Source organism: Vulcaniibacterium gelatinicum (assembly GCF_008033445.1).
In the GTDB taxonomy this organism is placed as follows: domain Bacteria; phylum Pseudomonadota; class Gammaproteobacteria; order Xanthomonadales; family Xanthomonadaceae; genus Vulcaniibacterium_B; species Vulcaniibacterium_B gelatinicum.
This window is the reverse complement of the sequence record NZ_VNKO01000004.1, coordinates 73,932-91,777: the sequence shown is the minus strand read 5'-3', so window position 1 is coordinate 91,777 and position 17,846 is coordinate 73,932. Positions and strand designations below refer to the sequence as shown.

14 protein-coding genes are annotated in these 17,846 nt (G+C 73.2%); 4 read left to right on the top strand and 10 right to left on the bottom strand.

Annotated features, from left to right (window positions below; all coding sequences use genetic code 11):
* Positions 1-37 precede the first annotated feature (37 nt).
* The 4 genes from FPV26_RS03795 to FPV26_RS03780 all read left to right on the top strand — a co-directional run bounded on the left by FPV26_RS03795 (position 38) and on the right by FPV26_RS03780 (position 4,327).
* Positions 38-1,207 (top strand): pyridoxal phosphate-dependent aminotransferase, encoded by a 1,170-nt coding sequence (locus FPV26_RS03795; protein ID WP_147652389.1) that lies wholly within the window; start codon positions 38-40, stop codon positions 1,205-1,207.
* 61 nt (positions 1,208-1,268) lie between these two features.
* A complete protein-coding gene (locus FPV26_RS03790; protein WP_147652388.1) occupies positions 1,269-2,066 on the top strand; it encodes an amidohydrolase in 798 nt (265 codons plus the stop codon).
* Positions 2,067-2,156: 90 nt separating this feature from the next.
* Complete coding sequence (locus FPV26_RS03785) at positions 2,157-3,581, top strand: NfeD family protein (protein ID WP_147652387.1); 1,425 nt, start codon at positions 2,157-2,159, stop codon at positions 3,579-3,581.
* Positions 3,578-4,327, top strand: coding sequence for a slipin family protein (locus FPV26_RS03780; RefSeq protein ID WP_147652386.1), 750 nt, complete (start codon positions 3,578-3,580; stop codon positions 4,325-4,327). Before FPV26_RS03785 ends, FPV26_RS03780 begins: the two co-directional genes overlap by 4 nt.
* Before the next feature lie 16 nt (positions 4,328-4,343).
* On the opposite strand, the gene FPV26_RS03775 is transcribed toward FPV26_RS03780, so the two are convergent.
* From FPV26_RS03775 to scpB, 10 genes are all read right to left on the bottom strand, one after another.
* Positions 4,344-6,191, bottom strand: coding sequence for a carboxypeptidase regulatory-like domain-containing protein (locus FPV26_RS03775; protein WP_147652385.1), 1,848 nt, complete (start codon positions 6,189-6,191; stop codon positions 4,344-4,346).
* Positions 6,188-8,386 (bottom strand): hypothetical protein, encoded by a 2,199-nt coding sequence (locus FPV26_RS03770; protein WP_246109197.1) that lies wholly within the window; start codon positions 8,384-8,386, stop codon positions 6,188-6,190. The genes FPV26_RS03775 and FPV26_RS03770 overlap by 4 nt, the downstream gene beginning before the upstream one ends.
* Positions 8,383-9,552, bottom strand: a complete 1,170-nt coding sequence (locus FPV26_RS03765; protein WP_147652383.1) for a BatA domain-containing protein — start codon at positions 9,550-9,552, stop codon at positions 8,383-8,385. The genes FPV26_RS03770 and FPV26_RS03765 overlap by 4 nt, the downstream gene beginning before the upstream one ends.
* The gene (locus FPV26_RS03760) at positions 9,549-10,448 is read right to left on the bottom strand and encodes a DUF58 domain-containing protein (protein ID WP_147652382.1); all 900 of its coding nucleotides are present in this window, start codon (positions 10,446-10,448) and stop codon (positions 9,549-9,551) included. The genes FPV26_RS03765 and FPV26_RS03760 overlap by 4 nt, the downstream gene beginning before the upstream one ends.
* Before the next feature lie 10 nt (positions 10,449-10,458).
* On the bottom strand, positions 10,459-11,466 hold the full coding sequence (locus tag FPV26_RS03755) for an AAA family ATPase (protein WP_147652381.1): 1,008 nt from the start codon (positions 11,464-11,466) through the stop codon (positions 10,459-10,461).
* A gap of 37 nt (positions 11,467-11,503) precedes the next feature.
* Positions 11,504-12,211 carry a DUF4159 domain-containing protein gene (locus tag FPV26_RS03750; RefSeq protein ID WP_147652380.1) on the bottom strand — a complete coding sequence of 236 codons (708 nt, stop codon included), beginning with the start codon at positions 12,209-12,211 and terminating at the stop codon, positions 11,504-11,506.
* Between the two features lie 13 nt (positions 12,212-12,224).
* Positions 12,225-13,559 carry a TldD/PmbA family protein gene (locus tag FPV26_RS03745; RefSeq protein WP_147652379.1) on the bottom strand — a complete coding sequence of 445 codons (1,335 nt, stop codon included), beginning with the start codon at positions 13,557-13,559 and terminating at the stop codon, positions 12,225-12,227.
* Positions 13,560-13,580: 21 nt separating this feature from the next.
* Positions 13,581-15,212, bottom strand: a complete 1,632-nt coding sequence (locus FPV26_RS03740; RefSeq protein ID WP_147652378.1) for a TldD/PmbA family protein — start codon at positions 15,210-15,212, stop codon at positions 13,581-13,583.
* Positions 15,213-15,533: 321 nt separating this feature from the next.
* On the bottom strand, positions 15,534-16,997 hold the full coding sequence (rluB, locus tag FPV26_RS03735; RefSeq protein WP_147652377.1) for a 23S rRNA pseudouridine(2605) synthase RluB: 1,464 nt from the start codon (positions 16,995-16,997) through the stop codon (positions 15,534-15,536).
* Entirely contained in the window at positions 16,994-17,773 is a 780-nt protein-coding gene (gene scpB, locus FPV26_RS03730) for an SMC-Scp complex subunit ScpB (RefSeq protein WP_147652376.1), read from the bottom strand. The genes rluB and scpB overlap by 4 nt, the downstream gene beginning before the upstream one ends.
* Positions 17,774-17,846 lie beyond the last annotated feature (73 nt).

Here is a 17,846-nt window from a genome sequence, read left to right as displayed (position 1 = left end):
TACAAAGACCGCCCATTCTACCCGCCCCCTCCCCGCGATGTCCGGATCCCCCCTCGCTCCGCTCCTGCAGACCAAGCTGCCGAAGGTCGGCACCACCATCTTCACGGTGATGTCGCAGCTCGCGGCCGAGCACGGCGCGGTCAACCTGGGGCAGGGCTTCCCCGACTTCCCGGTGCCCGAGCGGCTGGTCCAGGAACTGGAGCGCGCCATGCGCGCGGGCCACAACCAGTACGCGCCGATGACCGGGATCCCGGCGCTGCGCGAGGCGATCGCGGACAAGACCGCGCGCTGCTGCGGCTGGCGGCCGGATCCGGACCGCGAGGTCACCGTGACCTCGGGCGCGACCGAGGCGATCTTCGACGCCATCCACGCCGTGGTCCGCCCCGGCGACGAGGTGGTGGTGCTCGATCCCTGCTACGACTGCTACGAGCCGGCGATCGAGCTGGCCGGCGCGCGCGCGGTGCACGTGCCGCTGGACCCGGCCGGCTTCGCCCCGGACTGGGCGCGGGTCCGCGCCGCGATCGGCCCGCGCACCCGGATGCTGATGATCAACAGCCCGCACAACCCCTCCGGGGCGATGCTGACCGCGCAGGACATGGCGACGCTGCAGGACCTGCTGGCCGGCACCGGGATCTGGCTGCTGTCGGACGAGGTGTACGAGCACATCGTCTTCGACGGCCGCCGGCACGAGTCGGTGCTGCGCCACCCGGCGCTGCGCGAGCGCGCGTTCGTGGTCTCGAGCTTCGGCAAGACCTACCACTGCACCGGCTGGAAGGTCGGCTACTGCATCGCCCCGCCGGCGCTGTCGGCCGAGTTCCGCAAGGTGCACCAGTACAACGTGTTCTGCACCTTCGCCCCGGCGCAGCACGCGTTCGCGGCGATGATCCGCGCCGAGCCGGAGCACTACGACACGCTTGGCGCGTTCTACCAGCGCAAGCGCGACCGTTTCCGCGAGCAGCTGCGGACCACGAAGCTGGTGCCGCTGCCGGTGCCGGGCGGCTACTTCCAGCTGGTGGACTACTCGGCGGTCAGCGACCTCGACGACCTGGCGTTCTGCCGCTGGCTCACCGTCGAGCACGGCGTGACCGCGATCCCGCTGTCGCCGTTCTACGAGGCCCCGCCCGCGGGCCAGCGCCTGGCGCGGCTGTGCTTCGCCAAGAACGAGGCGACCCTGGACGCGGCGATCGAGCGCCTGCGCAGGCTCTGAGCGCCGCCGTGCCCGCATCCCGCCCCTCGCCCGCAGGCGGGGGAGCGGGCAGAATGCGCGCATGAACGATCTGCGCATCACCCTGGTCCAGGGCGACACCCGCTGGCTCGACCCGGCCGGCAACCGCGAGTATTACGGCGAACTGATCGCACCGCTGCACGGCGCCACCGACCTGGTGCTGCTGCCGGAGACCTTCACCAGCGGCTTCTCCAACGAGGCCATCGCCCAGGCCGAGACCATGGACGGCCCGACCGTGGCCTGGCTGCGCGAGCAGGCGCGCACGCTCGACGCCGCGGTCTGCGGCAGCGTGCAGATCCGCGACGGCGGGCAGGTGTACAACCGGCTGCTGTTCGTGACCCCGGACGGCAGCGTGCGCAAGTACGACAAGCGCCACCTGTTCCGCTACGCGCGCGAACACGAGCGCTACGCCGCCGGGCGCGAGCGGCTCACGGTCGAGTGGCGCGGCTGGCGGATCTGCCCGCTGGTCTGCTACGACCTGCGCTTCCCGGTGTTCTCGCGCAACCGCTACGACGTCGAGCGCGCGAACGGCCTGGACTACGACCTGCTGGTGTACGTGGCCAACTGGCCTTCCGCGCGCGCCTACGCCTGGAAGACCCTGCTGCGCGCACGGGCGATCGAGAACCTGTGCTTCGTCGCCGGGCTCAACCGCGTCGGCACCGACGGCAACGGCCTGCACTACGCCGGCGACAGCGCGGTGATCGACTTCCTCGGCCATCCGCTGAGCGAATGCGGCGAGCTGCCGGTCACCGTCACCACCACGCTCCCGGCCGCGGAGCTGCTGGCGCACCGCGAGCGGTTCCCGGCGATGCTCGATGCCGACGGCTTCGTCCTGACCTGAACGACCGGCGCCGGCCGGACGGCGCTGCCGCGGCCTTAACACGCCCCCGTCCACTATCGGATTCAGGTCGCGATACCGGTCGGAGTGGCGATGACATTGGACTGGCGCGGATGGCGCGTGGCGTGCGGGCTGGCGCTCGGCCTGGTCGTGGGCGCGCTGGCGGCGGCCGCGGCGCCGGCACCGCGGCCGCAGGCAGGGGCGGGCGGCGGCGAGGTCCTGCTGTTGGCGATCGAGGGCGGGATCGGCCCGGCCACGCGCGATTACGTCGAGCGCGGGCTCGAGCGCGCGGCGCGCGAGCGGGCCGCCGCGGTGGTGTTGCGGTTGGACACGCCGGGCGGGCTGGATGCCGCCACCCGCGACATCGTGCAGGCGATCCTGGCCTCGGAGGTGCCGGTGATCGCGTGGGTCGCGCCGGAAGGCGCACGCGCGGCCAGCGCCGGCACCTACATCGTCTACGCGAGCCACCTGGCGGCGATGGCGCCGGCCACCTCGCTCGGCGCGGCCACGCCGGTGGCGCTGGGCGCGCCCGGGGGCGGGCCGCGGCAGGCGCCGAAGGAGCCGGAGGAACCGGCGGAGCAGGACAGGCAGACCAAGCCGCCGCGCGAGGCCCCGCCCCCGGGCGACGCGATGAGCCGCAAGGCGGTCAACGACGCCGTGGCGCACCTGCGTAGTCTGGCCGAGCTGCGCGGGCGCGACACCGCCTTCGCCGAGGCCGCGGTGCGCGAGGCCGCCACCCTCACCGCCAGCCAGGCGCACGCGCGCGGCGTGGTCGAGATCCTGGCCGCCACGCTCGAGGATCTGCTGCGCCAGGCGCACGGCCGCAGCGTCAGGCTCGGCGAGCGCACGCACACGCTGCAACTGCAGGGACGCAGCGTGACGCCGGTGACGCCCGACTGGCGCGCGCGGGTGCTGGCGGTGATCACCGAGCCGACGGTGGCCTACCTGCTGCTGCTGATCGGCCTGTACGGCCTGCTGTTCGAGGGCTACAACCCCGGCGCGGTGCTGCCGGGCGTGGTCGGCTCGATCTGCCTGCTGCTGGCGCTGTACGCGTTGCAGGTACTGCCGGTGAACTACGCCGGTGTGGCGCTGATCGTGCTCGGCGTGGGGCTGATGACCGCGGAATTCGCGGTGCCCAGCTACGGCGCGCTCGGCGTGGGCGGGGTGATCGCCCTGGTCGCCGGGTCGCTGATCCTGTTCGACGAGGAAGTGCCCGGCTTCGGCGTGCCGGGGCGGCTGGTCCTGGGCATCGGTGTGGCCAGCGCGCTCGCCTTCATGGGCGTGATCTGGCTCGCCGCGCGCGCACGGCGGCGGCCGGTGGTGACCGGAGTGGAGGAACTGGTCGGGCACGAGGCGGTGGCGGTCGAGGATTTCGAGCGCCAGGGCCAGGTGCGGATCCGCGGCGAGGTCTGGCAGGCCGAGTCGAACGTGCCGGTGCGCAGCGGCCAGCGCCTGCGCGTGCACGCGCTGGACGGGCTGGTGCTGCGGGTGAGTCCGAAGGAGGGAGGTGAGCCATGAACCTGGTGCTGTATTTCCCGTTGCTGCTGCTCGGCGCGCTGCTGCTGGCCAGCTCGGTCCGGATCCTGCGCGAGTACGAGCGCGGGGTGGTGTTCCAGCTCGGCCGCTTCTGGAAGGTGAAGGGGCCCGGGCTGATCATCCTGATCCCGGTGGTGCAGCAGATGGTGCGCGTGGACCTGCGCACGATCGTGATGGACGTGCCCTCGCAGGACCTGATCTCGCACGACAACGTCTCGGTGAAGGTCAACGCGGTGGTGTACTTCCGCGTGGTGGACCCGCAGAAGGCGATCATCAACGTCGAGCACTTCTACGAGGCCACCAGCCAGCTGGCGCAGACCACGCTGCGCTCGGTGCTCGGCCAGCACGACCTGGACGAGATGCTGGCCGAACGCGAGAAGCTCAACCACGACATCCGCGCCATCCTCGACGCGCAGACCGACGCCTGGGGGATCAAGGTCGCCAACGTCGAGATCAAGCACGTGGACCTCAACGAGTCCATGGTGCGGGCGATCGCGCGCCAGGCCGAGGCCGAACGCCAGCGCCGCGCCAAGGTGATCCACGCCGAGGGCGAGCGCCAGGCGGCGGAGACCCTGGTCGAGGCCGCGCGCCTGCTCGGCGCCGATCCGCGCGCGATCCAGCTGCGCTATCTGCAGACGCTGACCGAGATCGCCGGCGAGAAGAGTTCGACGATCGTGTTCCCGCTGCCGATCGACGTGCTGAGCACGCTGCGCGAGGGCCGGAGCTGAGCGGACGCCGCGCGCTTCACGCCGCGGGCGCGGGCGATGCCACCCGCCGCCCGAGCCGCGCGCGTTCCAGCCACCACAGCGCGGCCGCCAGCAGCAGCCAGGCCAGGCACCACGGCCAGCGCGGGCCGGGCACGGTTTCGGGCGCGGCGCGCGCGGCGGTCGCCGGCTGCGCGGCGAGCACGAGGCGTTCGGTCGCCTCGCGCAGTTCCCGCGCGCGCAGGCCGGGGGCCTCGTTCGGGCCGCGGACGTAGAACGGCTCGCGTACCTCACCCGTTTCCAGCGCGTGCCAGCCCGCCGCCTGCGGCCAATAGCCGGCGCAGCGGGCCTCGCCGGCGGCGGGATCCACGAACAGCCGGGTCGTGCGGCCGTCGGGCGCGCGCACACGCGCGCCGTCGGCAAGACCGCACAGCAGCGCGCGTTCGCCGGTGCGCGCCTCGTGCGGCAGCGCCGGCGCCTGCGGCAGGCGGGCGCGGGCGAGCGTGGCCAGGGCCTGCCGCCACAGTTCGGCGTGCAGGTCCGGTCGGCCGGCGAGCACCAGTTGCCAGGTATCCAGCGGCAGCCACACGCCGATCCGGCCGCGCCCCGCCGCGCGCCAGGCGGCCACCGGCGTGCCGGTGTCGTCGTGCAGCAGCGTGCGCGCGTCGGCGGCGACGATGCGCAGCGGCAACCGCGTCAGCAGCGGCAGGCGCGTGGGCAGGTCGGCGGCGACCACCGGCGCATCGGCGCTGCCGGGGCCGAGGCGCGCGGCGGCGTGTTCGACGTCGGCGACGGCCGCCGGCAGGGCGAAGCCCTGCGGCGACCGCGTCTCCTGCAGCCGCCAGCCGAGCGCCTGCAGGCCGCGCCGGCCTTCGGCCGACAGCGGCCCGCCGATGCGCAGCAGCAGGCCCAGGCCATCGCGCGCCGCGGCCGCGAGCGCGCGCCGTCCGCCTGCGCCGAGGCCGTTCCAGCTGCGTTCGTCGAGCACGACGAGGTCGAAGCGGGCGAGGGTGTCGGGATCCAGCCGCACGGGCGGATCGCCGATCTGCACCCCGCCGCCGAGGCTGATCTGCGTGTGCATCCGCACCCCGGCGTCCAGCGCCCAGCGGCGCAGGTACTTCAGTTCCGGATCGGGGCCGCCGGCGAGCACGAGCATGCGCGGTGGAACCGGCGCCTGCACATGCACCGGCACCGCGACTTCTTCGACCACGCGCGAGGCCGCATCGCGCAGGCGCAACCGGAACGTCGTCGGTCCCGGTCCGCGCGCGGCGCCGAGCAGCGCGAAACGACCGTCGGCGGCGAGCGGCTGCCGGTCCACGCGCTGGCCGGCGGGATCGAGCAGTTCGGCCCGGCCGCCGCGCAGGCCCTGGGCGCGGCCGTGCAGGCGGACATCGCCGCCGGCGGTCGCCTGCGCGGGCACGGCGAGTTCGACCAGCCCGCGCGGCAGCGGTGCCGGCACGAACTCGAGCGTGCGGCCGTGCGCCGCGTCCCGGTCGCGTGCGGTCAGGCCGGCGCCGACGATGCGCACGCGCGCCGTGGCCGGATACCGGCGCAGCGCGGTGGCCAGGTCGGGCACGGGTTCGGCCGCGCGCAGCGGCGGCGCCTCGGGCAGCGCGACCAGCCGCTCGTGCGCGCCCACGCGCAGCGCGCGCGGTTCGGCCCCTGCGGTGGCCACCACCAGTGTGTCGCGGCCGGTGACCAGCGCCGGCGGCAGCAGGGTGCGGTAGAGCAGGAACGCCAGCAGCGGCTGCGCGAGGAGCAGGAGCGCGAGCCGCCAGGCGTGCGGACGCTGCGGCGTCGGCGTGCGCAGGAAGCGCAGCAGCAGCCGGGCGCAGGCCAGCGCGGCCGCGAGTGCGAGCAGGGCGGCGAGCAGCGAGGGCGCGCTCATCGGACGGCTCCGGTGTCGGGCGCGTCGAGCGCGTCGAGGTAGGCGCGACCGGCACGGTCCGGGGCCGTGCGCGGTGCCGGTGCCGCCGGCGGGCGCGGCAGGATCGGCCACAGCCGCGCGCGCAGCTCGCGCCGGCAGGCGGCGCAAGCAGGCTCGCGCCGCACGGCATCGAGCGCAGCGATCGCGCCCAGCGCATCGGGCAGGCGGTGTTCGTTGGCACGCAGCCAGCGGTCGACCGCATCGAGGTCGGCGGGCGCCGCCGCCACGCCCGGTGCGTCGCCGAGCGCCTGCCACAACGCGACCACCGGTGCCGGGGCCGAGATGACCGCCGCGACCAGCGGATCGCGGCCGGGCGCGATGCCCTCGCGCTTTCCGGTCAGGCGCCGGCTCTGGTCGATCGGCGGCAGCTCGGGGCCGGTGCGGGCGAGGTAGATGCGGCCGGCCTGCTGCACCTGCTTGATCAGGTCGAGCGCCTTGTAGGCATGCGGCAGCGCCTGTTCGGGACGGCCGCTGCGCAGTTCGCGTTCGGAATCCCACATCCGGTCGAGCGCGGCCTTCAGCGTGGCGCGCGTCTCCGGATCGAACAGGGTCGCGGCCTCGGAGTCGTCGTGGGTGTGGCCGTAGTCCTCGAGCACGTCCTCGGCGCGGCCGAAGGCCGGGGTTGCCGGCGGGGTCGGCTCGTGCGCGTGCGTGTCGGCCTGCGCCTGCGGCGGTTCCGCGGTCTGCGCATGGTCGTCGGCGTGCGCGGCGTCCTCCGCTTCGGCATCCGCGGTCGGCAGCAGCCGGCGCGGCGCGCCTTCGCTCTCCTCGCCGAGGAACTGGCCATAGCGCAGGCGCAGCACGCGCTGGTCCACGCCGATCGCGTCGGAACGCGCCAGGAAGGCATCGGCGTCGAGCCTGCGACGCTGCGCGATCAGCGCCTCGGCGTCCATGATGATCTGGCGCTGACTGCGGAAGTAGGCCGGCAGCGCCTGCCGCACCAGGCCGTCGAGGCCACCGGCCTCCTCGCCCGTGTCCTGCGGACGGCGCAGCAGGTAGCTGGCGCTGCGCACGGTGTGCGGGCGCCCGGCGCGGTTGTCCGACACGCTCAGCTGCACCACCAGGTCGTCGCCGGGCGCGAGCGCGAGCGGGGCCAGGTCGAGTGTGTGCGCGTAGCGCCGGCGCGTGGCCGTGCCCTGGCCGGCGACGGCGAGCGTGCGGCTGTGGAAGGTGACCTGCTCGCCGCTGCCCTGGGCGAGGGTGAGCTGCAGGGTTGCGGTCGCGGCCAGGCCGTGGTCGTCGTCGGCCTCGAATATCAGCGACCACACGCGCTGGCCGGCGCGGTACAGGGTGAGCGTGTCCTGCGGCGCGATGGTGCGCAGGTTCGGCGGCTGGTCGGCGACGACGTCGAGGCGGTGCAGGCGGTCCGGCTGCAGCGGCGGCGCACCGTCCGGCACGATCCGGTACAGCGACGGTCGTGCGATGCGCAGGCGGCCGGTCCAGGCGTCGCCCTCGCGCGTGAGCGCGAGCGTGCGGCCATCGTGGAAGCGCAGCGCGACCGCGGACGGCTGCGGCGCGAAGCGCAGCGTCCAGCGCAGGGTCGCGCCTTCCGGCACGCGCGCATCGAGGGTCTGCTCGCGGCGCGCGGGCAGGCGTGTGTAGGCGGGCGGGACGATGTCCAGGCGCTGCGACAGCAGCCGGGTCCGGGCCGGTGCGTCCGTGCCGACGGGCGTGACCTGCACCGGGCGCGATCCCGGTGCAGGCGTGCCGGCGGGCCAGAGCACCACGAGCGTGGCGATGGCGATTGCCGCCGCGCTGCCCGCGAGCAGCGCGCGCCGCGGCCACGGCGGGCGCAGGTCGGGCGGCGCCTGCGCCTCGATCCGGCGTTGCAGCCGCGCCCGCTGCAGGCGCGCGAGCGCGGACAGATCGCGCTCGCGTGCGAACAGCAGCGCCGCGCTGTCCTCCATGCGCGGGTCGGCGGCGTCCAGGCGGCGCGCGAGCCAGCGCGGCCCGATGCGACGGGCTGCACGCCAGGCGGCCAGGCCGCCGAGGCCGAGGCCGGCGAGCAATGTCGCCAGCAGCGCCAGCGTGCCGCCGAGCCGCCAGGCGAGGGCGGCGGACGGCAGCAGCGCCAGGGCGACGAACGCGGCCACGCGCGCGACCGCGCGCAGGCGGCAGGCACGCAGCAGCGTCTGCAGGCGCGCGGCGGCGGTCATGCCCGGCCTCCCGTGCGCCGGCCGCTGGCGAACCAGCGTTCGAGCAGGAACAGCGCGGCGATCAGCCACCACAGCCACGGCTGCAGATCGCGCGCGGGTTGCGGCCAGGTGCGCGTGCCCTCGCGCGGGGCGTAATCGGCGGCGGCGACGCGTGTCGGCGCGGGGGCGGGTGCGGCGAACAGCGCCCGCAGGCGTTCGGGGAATTCCGCTTCGAGCAGTACCGGCAACGCTTCCGGCGCCAACGGCCGGGTCCACTGCAGCAGCCGGCCGCGGCCGAGCGTGGCGGCCCGCACCAGGACATCGCCGGCCTCGTCGCGCCACAGCGGCACCGCGCGTGCGAGTTCCGGCGCCTGCGCATCGTGCGCCACCAGCGCGGTGCCGCCGCCCTCGATCCACGCGCGCAGCGTGGCCGGCAGCGGGCCGCGCGCCAGCCACAGCAGCGGACGTTCGCGCGGCGGCAACGCGGCGTCGGTGCCGGCGGCGTCGAAGACCTCGGCGACGGCGGGCGCGGGTTCGCGCCCGGTGTGCCAGGCGATCGCGGCCGCGCGCAGATAGCGCACCGCCGCGGCGTGTTCCGGCGCGTGCCGCAGCGACAGCGGCGGGCGTGCGGGCGGGCGCGGCGCGGCGGCGGACGGCATCGCGCCCGCGACCACCCGCCACTGCACCGGCCGGCCCAGCACCGGGCGCTCCGCGTCGGCGCCGGACACGACGCTCGGCACCACCACGGTGAGCGGCGTTGCGGGCGGCAACGAGGCATCGAGTTCGCGCAGCAGGCTGCCGAGCGGGACCGGCGCGGCCGGCGCGGGCGCGTCCAGCGCGGGAAACCCGGGCGCCAGCCAGCGTCGTTGCGCGTCACCCGCCGCCAGGTCGTCCGGCAGCACGGCGTCCGGCGCGACCACCACCCACGCCTCCGGTTCCGTCGCGCCCTGCAGCACCGGCCGCGCGAGCAGCAGCGCGAGCGCGGCGAGCAGCAGCAGGCGCAGCGCCAGCAGCGGCCATTCCTCCAGCCGCAGGCGCCGCTGCGGTCGCGGCCGCGCCTGCAGCCAGCGCAGCGCGGCGAACACGGTGACCTGGCGCTGCTCGTGCCGGTGCAGGTGGATCAGCAACGGCAGCAGCCACGCCGCGAGCGCCGCCAGGCCGAGCGGGAACAGCAATGCCAGGCTCATGCCGTCTCCACGTCGGCGCGGGTGGAGGCGAGGCGGCGCAAGGGCAGGTCGAGCGGCTCGTCGAGCACGTACTCGACCTGGCGGATGCCGCTGGCGGCGAGCCGGGCCGAGAGTTCGCGCCGCGCCTGGCCGAAGCGGGCCAGGAACGCGGCGCGCAGCGTGGCGCCGTCGCCCGGCACTTCCTCGCCGGTCTCCGGATCCACGAAGCGATGGCCGCCGCGGAACGGGAAGTCGCGCTCCTCCGTGGTCAGGATCCGGATCGCGAGCACTTCGCGCCGCGCCGCGGCGAGCCGCTCGCAGAACGCCGTGGCCTGTTCGTCGAGCCCGTCGCCGAGCGCCACGACCAGCGCGCCCGGGCCGATCCGCTCCCACAACGGGCGCAGCGCCGGTTCGGCGGGCCAGCGTCCTTCCGCGCGCAACGCGCGCAGCGCGAGCAGGCAACGGTCGCGATGGCGCGGGCCGGCGCCGGCGGGCGTGACCTGCAGCCCCGTGCCGCCGACCGAAGCCAGCCCGAAGCGGTCGCCCTGGCGCAGTGCCACCTCGATCGCGCATGCGGCCAGTCCGCGGGCGGCGTCCAGGCGCGTCCACTCCGGGCGCGCGGCGTCGGCCTGGGTCATCGAGGCGGTGGCGTCGAGCAGCAGCCACACGGTCAACGGGCTGTCACGCTCGGATTCGCGCACGAAGAAGCGGTCCGAACGCGCGTACAGCTTCCAGTCCACCTGGCGCAGCTCGTCGCCGGGCTCGTAAGGGCGGTACTGGGCGAACTCCAGCCCCGCGCCGCGGCTGCGGCTGTGGTGCAGGCCGAAGCCATGCTGCCCGGCGGCGCGGCGCGGCAACAGCCGCACCTCGCGCAAGCGCGCGCGCACCTCGGGCGGGATGAAGTCCGGCGCGGCCATCGCCCGGCGGTCAGGCAGGGAAGGGCACCGCGCGCAGCAGCGCGGCGATCACGTCGTCGGTGGTCTTCTGCTCGGCCTCGGCGGCGAACGAGAGCAGGATGCGGTGGCGCAGCACCGGCGCGGCGAGCGCGCCCACGTCCTCGCGCGTGGCCGACAGGCGCCCATGCAGCAGCGCGCGCGCCTTCGCCGCCAGCACCAGCGACTGTCCCGCGCGCGGGCCCGCGCCCCACTTCACCCATTGCCGCACTTCCGCCGGCGCGTCGGCGGCGGGCCGGGTGGCGCGCACCAGGCGCGTGATCCAGGCCAGCAGGTCCTCGCCGAGATGGATCCCGCGCACCAGCGCCTGCAGCGCCACCACTTCCTCGCCGCGCATCACCCGCGGCACCTCGGCGTGCTGCGTGCCGGTGGTCAGGGCCAGGATGCGGCGCTCCTCGGCCTCGTCCGGATAGTCCACGCGGATGTGCAGCAGGAAGCGGTCGAGCTGCGCCTCCGGCAGCGGATAGGTGCCGGCCTGTTCGATCGGGTTCTGGGTGGCGAGCACGAAGAACGGCCGCGCCAGCGCATGGGTCACGCCGGCGTAGCTGACGGTGCGTTCCTGCATCGCCTCCAGCAGCGCGGCCTGGGTCTTGGGCGGAGTGCGGTTGAGCTCGTCGGCCAGCAGCAGGTTGGTGAACACCGGCCCGGGCTGGAACTTGAAGTGGCGGCGGCCGGTGCCATGGTCCTCCTCCAGGATCTCGGTGCCGAGGATGTCGCTCGGCATCAGGTCGGGCGTGAACTGGATGCGGCGGAACGCCAGGTCCAGGGCCTGGCCGAGCGAGCGCACCAGCAGGGTCTTGCCCAGGCCCGGCACGCCCTCGAGCAGGCAGTGGCCGCCGGCGAGCAGGCCGATCAGCAGCTGCTCGACCACCTCCTCCTGGCCGACGATGGCCTGTGCCAGCGCGGCGCGCAGCTCACCCAGCCGGGCGATGCGGGCGGAGAGGTCGGATTCGTTCAATGCGGCGCTGGAATCGGCGTTCATGGAAAGCGGGGAGTGCGGGGGAGGGGAAGGGCGCGGATCACGCGGTCAGCGCGTAGATGGCGATGTTGACCGCGAACCGGGTGTTGTCCTCGGCGAGGAAGCGCTTGTTGCGCCAGTCGTAGTCCCATTCGCAGCCGTAGTCCTTGTTGCTGTAGAGCACGCCGAGGCGGCCGTTGACCGTGATGCCCTTGAGGTAGTCGTGGACCAGGTCGTCGCCCCAGCCGTTGAGCTCGAGCGCGGTCGGCGGCGGGCCGTCGAAGCGGAAGAAGCAGCGGTACAGCGGATGGTCGTTGGGCAGCTTGCGCAGCGCGTCGGCGCCGAAGATCGCCGCCATCTGCGCCTCGAAGGAACGCGCGAACAGGCCGTCTATGTCGTGGTTGCAGTCGTCCACGAACACGAAGCCGCCGTTGCGCACGTAGCGCTCGAAGTTGCGGCGCTCGGCCGGGTTGAACTGGACCAGGCGGTGCCCGGCCAGGTAGCAGAACGGCGCCGAGAGCATCTTCGGGTCGGACAGCGCGACCACGTGCTCCTTCGGGTCCACGCGCAGGCCGGTGTAGTCGATCAGCGCGGTGATCATGTTGGCCGGCATGCGCTGGTCCACGTCCCAGTCGCCGGACTCGTACTTCAGGCGCGTGAACCAGAAGTCGTAGCCGGCGCCGGCCGCGCGCAGCGGGCGCGGCAGCTGGGCGAGCGCCGCGCCGGCGACGCCGCCCACCAGCAACCGCAGGAACTGCGCGCGGTTCATGCCGCGCCCGGCCTCACACCGCGTCGGACAGGGAGGTGAAGGTGAAGTCCCGCAGCCGCATCGGCGGGATCACCATCGTGAACGGCGACTCGTCCCCGCTCAGCCGCACCGGCTTGCCCAGCTCGTCGATGTTGTTGAGCATGATCACCGGCGACTCGTTGAAGCGGAAGTTCTTGATCGGGTACTTGATCTGCCCGTTCTCGATGTAGAACGTGCCGTCGCGGGTCAGGCCGGTCAGCAGCACGGTCTGCGGATCCACCATGCGGATGTACCAGGTGCGGGTGACCAGCACGCCGCGCTCGGTCTCGCGGACCAGGTCGGCGGTGGACTTGGTGCCGCCGGCCATGATCAGGTTGCCCGGCTGGCCGATGGCGCGCTTGCCCTGCTTCTGCGCCCAGTAGCGCGAGTACTGCAGGTAGGCGACCTTGCCCTTGTCGATGATCGGGGTCTTCTCGCGCGGCAGGCCCTCGCCGTCCCACGGCAGCACCGCGGCCTCGGGGTCCCACGGATCGGCCCAGATGCTCACGCGCGGGTCGTACACCTGCTCGCCGAGCTTGTTGCCGCCGCCCTTCTTCGACAGGAAGCTGCGGCCCTCGTCGGCCTGGCGCGCGTCGAAGAAGAACATCATGAACGAGATCAGCCCCGCCGCCGCGGCCGGCTCCAGGATCACGGTGTACTTGCCCGGCTCCAGCGCCCTGGCGTCCGCCGAGTCCTTGGCCTTGCGGATCGCGGTGCGGATCTCGCGCTTGGCGTCGAAGCGGCCGACGTCGCGCAGGTTGCGCCCGACCCAGCCCGAGCCGCGGCCGTCCTCGGTGCGCACGGTGCAGGTGTAGTCGAGGTTGGTGGACTGCTGGTAGCCGAAGTTGCCGTTGCTGTTGGCGATGGCGAAGAAGCTGTGGCTGTCGTTGAGGAAGCCGGCCGCAATCAGGCCGTCGGCGCGGCACGGCTCGATGGAGTCGGCCGCGACCTGGGCCCGGTATTCCGGGGTGATCGCCGCGGTGCCGGCGTCGAAGGTCGGGGTCGGCTTGTAGGCCTGCTTGCCGATCGCGGGCATGAACTCCGGGTTCTCCGGCGCCAGCCGCGCCAGGTCCTCGGCGCGGCGCACCACGCGCTCGAGCGAGGCGTCGTCGAAGGAGTTGATGGTGGCGGTGCCCACGCGCTTGCCGAACGCGACCTGCACCGCGAGTTCGACGTTGTCCACCACGCCGCTGGTGGTGACGTTGTTGAGGGCGAAGCGGACGTTGCCGTCCACGGTGCCGGAGAGGGTGGCGGTGCACTCGTCCGCCTTGGACAGGCCGACGACCTTCTCGAGGATGGCCTTGGCTTCGGCTTCGGTGAAGATGCTCATGGAAGTCTCTCCTTGCCCCGGTCAGCCGAGCGAACGGGCGGTGTTGATGACGTTGATGCCGTTGAAGCGCGCCGTGGCCGAGCCGTGCGAGACCGCCGACACCTGGCCGGGCTGGCCCTTGCCGTCGAAGAACGAGCCGCCCAGGCGGTAGTCGCTCTCGTCGCAGATCGCCACGCAGGCGTTCCAGAACTCCGGCGTGCGGATCTGGTAGGCCACGTCCTCGATCATCTGCGTGATCTTGCCGTTCTTGATCTCGTAGAACAGCTGGCCGCCGAACTGGGCGTTGTAGCGCTGCTGGTCAATGGAGAACGAGCCGTCGCCGATGATGTAGATGCCGTTCTCGACGTCCTTGATCATGTCGGCGACGCTGAGCTTCTTCTTGCCCGGCGCCAGCGAGACGTTGGCCATGCGCTGGAACTGCACGCTCGACCACGAATCGGCGTAGCAGCAGCCGTCGGACTCGGTCTTGCCCAGGATGTGGGCCTGGTCGCGGATGGTCTGGTAGTCCACCAGGATGCCGTCGCGGATCAGGTCCCAGCGCTTGGTCTTCACGCCCTCGTCGTCGTAGCCGACCGCGCCCAGGCTGCCGGGCTGGGTCTTGTCGGCGAACACGTTCACGATCTCGCTGCCGTAGCGGAACTTCCCCTTCAGCTTGTCGAGCGTGGCGAAGCTGGTGCCGGCGTAGTTGGCCTCGTAGCCGAGCACGCGGTCGAGCTCGAGCGGATGGCCGATGGATTCGTGGATGGTCAGCCAGGTGTGCGAGGGATCGAGCACCAGGTCGTACTTGCCCGGCTTGACCGACGGCGCCTTCAGCTTCTCGCGCGCCTGCCTGGCCGCGGCCACCGCGTCCTCGATCATGTCGTAGGACATGCCGTAGTTGACCACGCCGTTGGGCGAGACCACCTTGCCCGAAGCGTCGCCGTCGAGGTACTCGAAGCCCATCCCCATCGGCGCCGAGAGGCCGTCGCGGGTGCGGAACTTGCCGGTGGTCTTGTCCACCGCGGTCACGGTGAACGGCGCCCAGATGCGGTGCACGTCCTGGTCGATGTAGGAGCCGTCGGTCGAGGCGAAGTACTTCTGCTCGTTGACCAGGAACAGCATCGAGTTGACGAAGTCGGCGCCGGCCTTCATCGCCGCGGCGTTCACGCCGAGCAGCAGGTCCACCTTGTCCTTGACCGGCACTTCCATCGAGTTCTTGCGGATCGGCGTGCGCCACGCCACCTCGCCGAACGCCGGCGCCGGCGCGAGCCGCACCGGCTCGGTGCGGGTCCTGGCGTTGGCCTTGGCGATCGCCGTGGCCCGCCGCGCCGCCTGCACCACGCCCTTGGGCGTGAGGTCGTTGGTGGCGGCGAAGCCCCACGCGCCGTTGGCGATCACCCGGATGCCCACGCCGGTGGACTCGGTGTTGACCACGTTCTGCACCTTGTCCTCGCGGGTGATCACGAACTGGCGCAGGTAGCGGCCGATGCGCACGTCGCAGTAGCTCGCGCCCGCCTCGCGCGCGGCCTGCAGTGCCGCGTCGGCGATGGTCTTCTTCATGCCGACGTCGAGGCTGGTGAGCAGCTCCTCGGCGGAAATCGCGCGGCCGTAGAACGGCAGCGTCAGACCTGCCAGGCCGAGGCCGGACACTTTCAGGAAGTCGCGTCTATGCATTGCAGTGCTCCGCCGTTGGATCGTCCCCGAGCGCGTCGCGCGGTGCCGGTGGGACGAGGGAAGTGGAAGGAAACCCCGCACGGACTGTGCTGTCCGCAGACAGAGCGGTCAACATGACCTTTGGGCTAGCACGTCATGGAATGTGCTCCATCTCCCGCAAAAACGCGGTCGTCCCGGCGGGGCGTGGATGGGCCGGCGCGGCGTTGTGCGCTTGACGCACACGAACATGAACGCGACGCGCGCGTCGGTGCCGGCGCGTGAAAGACGAAGGGCGCCTTGCGGCGCCCTTCGTGGCGGTGATCTGCGGAGAGGGGGCGGCGTTCAGCCGCCGCGCTTGCCGCCGCTGCGCGGGCCGCGGGGCTTGCCGGCGAACGGCCTGGCGCCCGGGGTGGCGTGGTCCGACGGGAAGCTCGGCGCGCCGGCCGGATGGCCGTAGGGTGCGCGCTGGCCCTTGCCCTGGCCGCCGCCTTGCGCCTTGCGCGCCTGTCCCTGGCCGTGTCCCCGGCCCTGGCCTTGTCCCTGGCCCTGCGCGCCGCGGCCCTTGAACGGCTTGCGCCCGCGCGGGGCGTCCGGATTGCGGTGGCCGCTGGGGCCGGTGTCCACGCCCTCGGGCACGTACCAGGTGCGGAACGCGGCGGCGTTCTCGTGCGGCGGATGCGGCTGGCCCTTGCCGCGCTTGATCTTCTGCCCGGGCTGGCGCGGGCCCTTGAGCTTGAGCTTGCGGTCGCGCTGCTTGGCGGCGGCCTCGCCGGTGACGGTGAGGCCGGCATGCGCCTTGCGGCCGCCGCGCCGGTCCTCGCGCACGTGGTCGAAACGGCGCAGCTCGCGCCCCTCGTCGGCGGTGTTCTGTCCGTTGACGTAACCGTGCGCGCGCTGCCCGCCCAGATGCAGGGTGGCCTTGGCCGCCTTGCGCTGGCCGATCACCGGCTGCAGCGTCAGGGCGGACGGCGTGCCTTCCTCCAGGCCGAGCTTGCGCCGCAGCGCCTCGACCTTGTCCGTCGGCAGTTCCTGCGACTGCCCGCGCAGCAGCGACTGCGGCAGGGCGACGTCGCCGTAGCGGATGCGCTTGAGCCGGCTGACCTGGCAGCCCTGCGACTCCCACAGCCGGCGCACCTCGCGGTTGCGGCCTTCCTTGACCACCACCCGGAACCAGTCGTGCGAATCGCTGCCGCCGATGCGCTCGATCTCGTCGAACTTCGCCGGGCCGTCCTCCAGCGCCACGCCGCGGCGCAGGCGGTCCACCAGCTTGTCGGAGACGTGGTCCTCGCCCTCGGGCGGACGCACGCGGCAGACGTACTCGCGTTCGACCTCGAACGAGGGATGCATCATCGCGTTGGCCAGCTCGCCGTCGGTGGTGAGCAGCAGCAGGCCGGTGGTGTTGATGTCGAGGCGGCCGATCGCGATCCAGCGCGCGCCCTTGAGCGCGGGCAGCGAGTCGAACACGGTCGGGCGGCCTTCCGGATCCTCGCGCGTGGTCACCTCGCCCTCGGGCTTGTTGTACATCAGCACGCGCGCCGGCTCCGTCAGCGCGGTGGCGACGAAGGTCTTGCCGTCGATCTCGATCTTGTCGCCGCCGGTGACGCTCATGCCGACGGTGGCGACCTCGCCGTTGACCTTGACCAGGCCGTCGGCGATGCGCTGCTCGAGCGCGCGGCGCGAGCCCAGGCCGGCCTGGGCGAGGACCTTGTGCAGGCGTTCCTCGAGGCGGGGGGCGCTCTTCTCCGCATCGCCGCGCTTGAGCGTCAGCGTGCGCGGGCTCCGGACAGGGGTGTGGGATTCGGTCATGGGGTCTGCTCCGACGAGGCCGCGACGGACTCGTCTTCTTCGTTGTCTTGTTCGTTGTCTGCTTCGGGGGCGGACATCGCGCCGGCGTCGTCCATGGCGGGCGCGGCGTCGTCCGCGGCGGCGACCGGCGTCGCATCCGCGGCTTCGCCGGCATCGGCTGCCGCCTCCGGCGCCTGCGCCGGCTCGCCCAGGGCGATGTCGCCGAGCACGCCAGGCGCCGCGTCGAAATCCAGCTGCGGCTCGAGCTCGCCGATGTCCTTGAGTTCCGACAGCGGCGGCAGCTCGTCCAGGCGCTTGAGGCCGAAATAGTCGAGGAACGCCTTGGTGGTGCCGTACAGCGCCGGCTTGCCGGGCACGTCGCGGTGGCCGACCACGCGGATCCACTCGCGCTCCTCCAGCGCCTTGATGATGTTGCTGCTCACCGCCACGCCGCGCACCTGTTCGATCTCGCCGCGGGTGATCGGCTGGCGGTAGGCGATCAGCGCCAGCGTCTCGAGCGTGGCGCGGGTGTAGCGTGTCTGGCGCTCGGTCCACAGCCGCGCCACCCAGGGGTGCACGTCCTGCCTGACCTGGAAGCGGAAGCCGGAGGCCACCTCGACCAGTTCGATGCCGCGCCCCTCGCAGCCTTCGCGCAGCGTCTCCAGCGCGCGCTCGATGGCGCCTTCCGGCACCGGTTCGTCCACCGTGAACAGGGCGCGCAGCTGCGCCAGCGACAGCGGCTGGTTGGCCGCGAGCAGCGCGGCCTCGACGATGCGGGTGATGAGGTTCTGGTCCATGCGTGTCTTGCCGGAACTGTTGCCTTCGTCCGTCACTCCCGCGGCGGCGGGGATCCGGTGTCTGGGATGTACG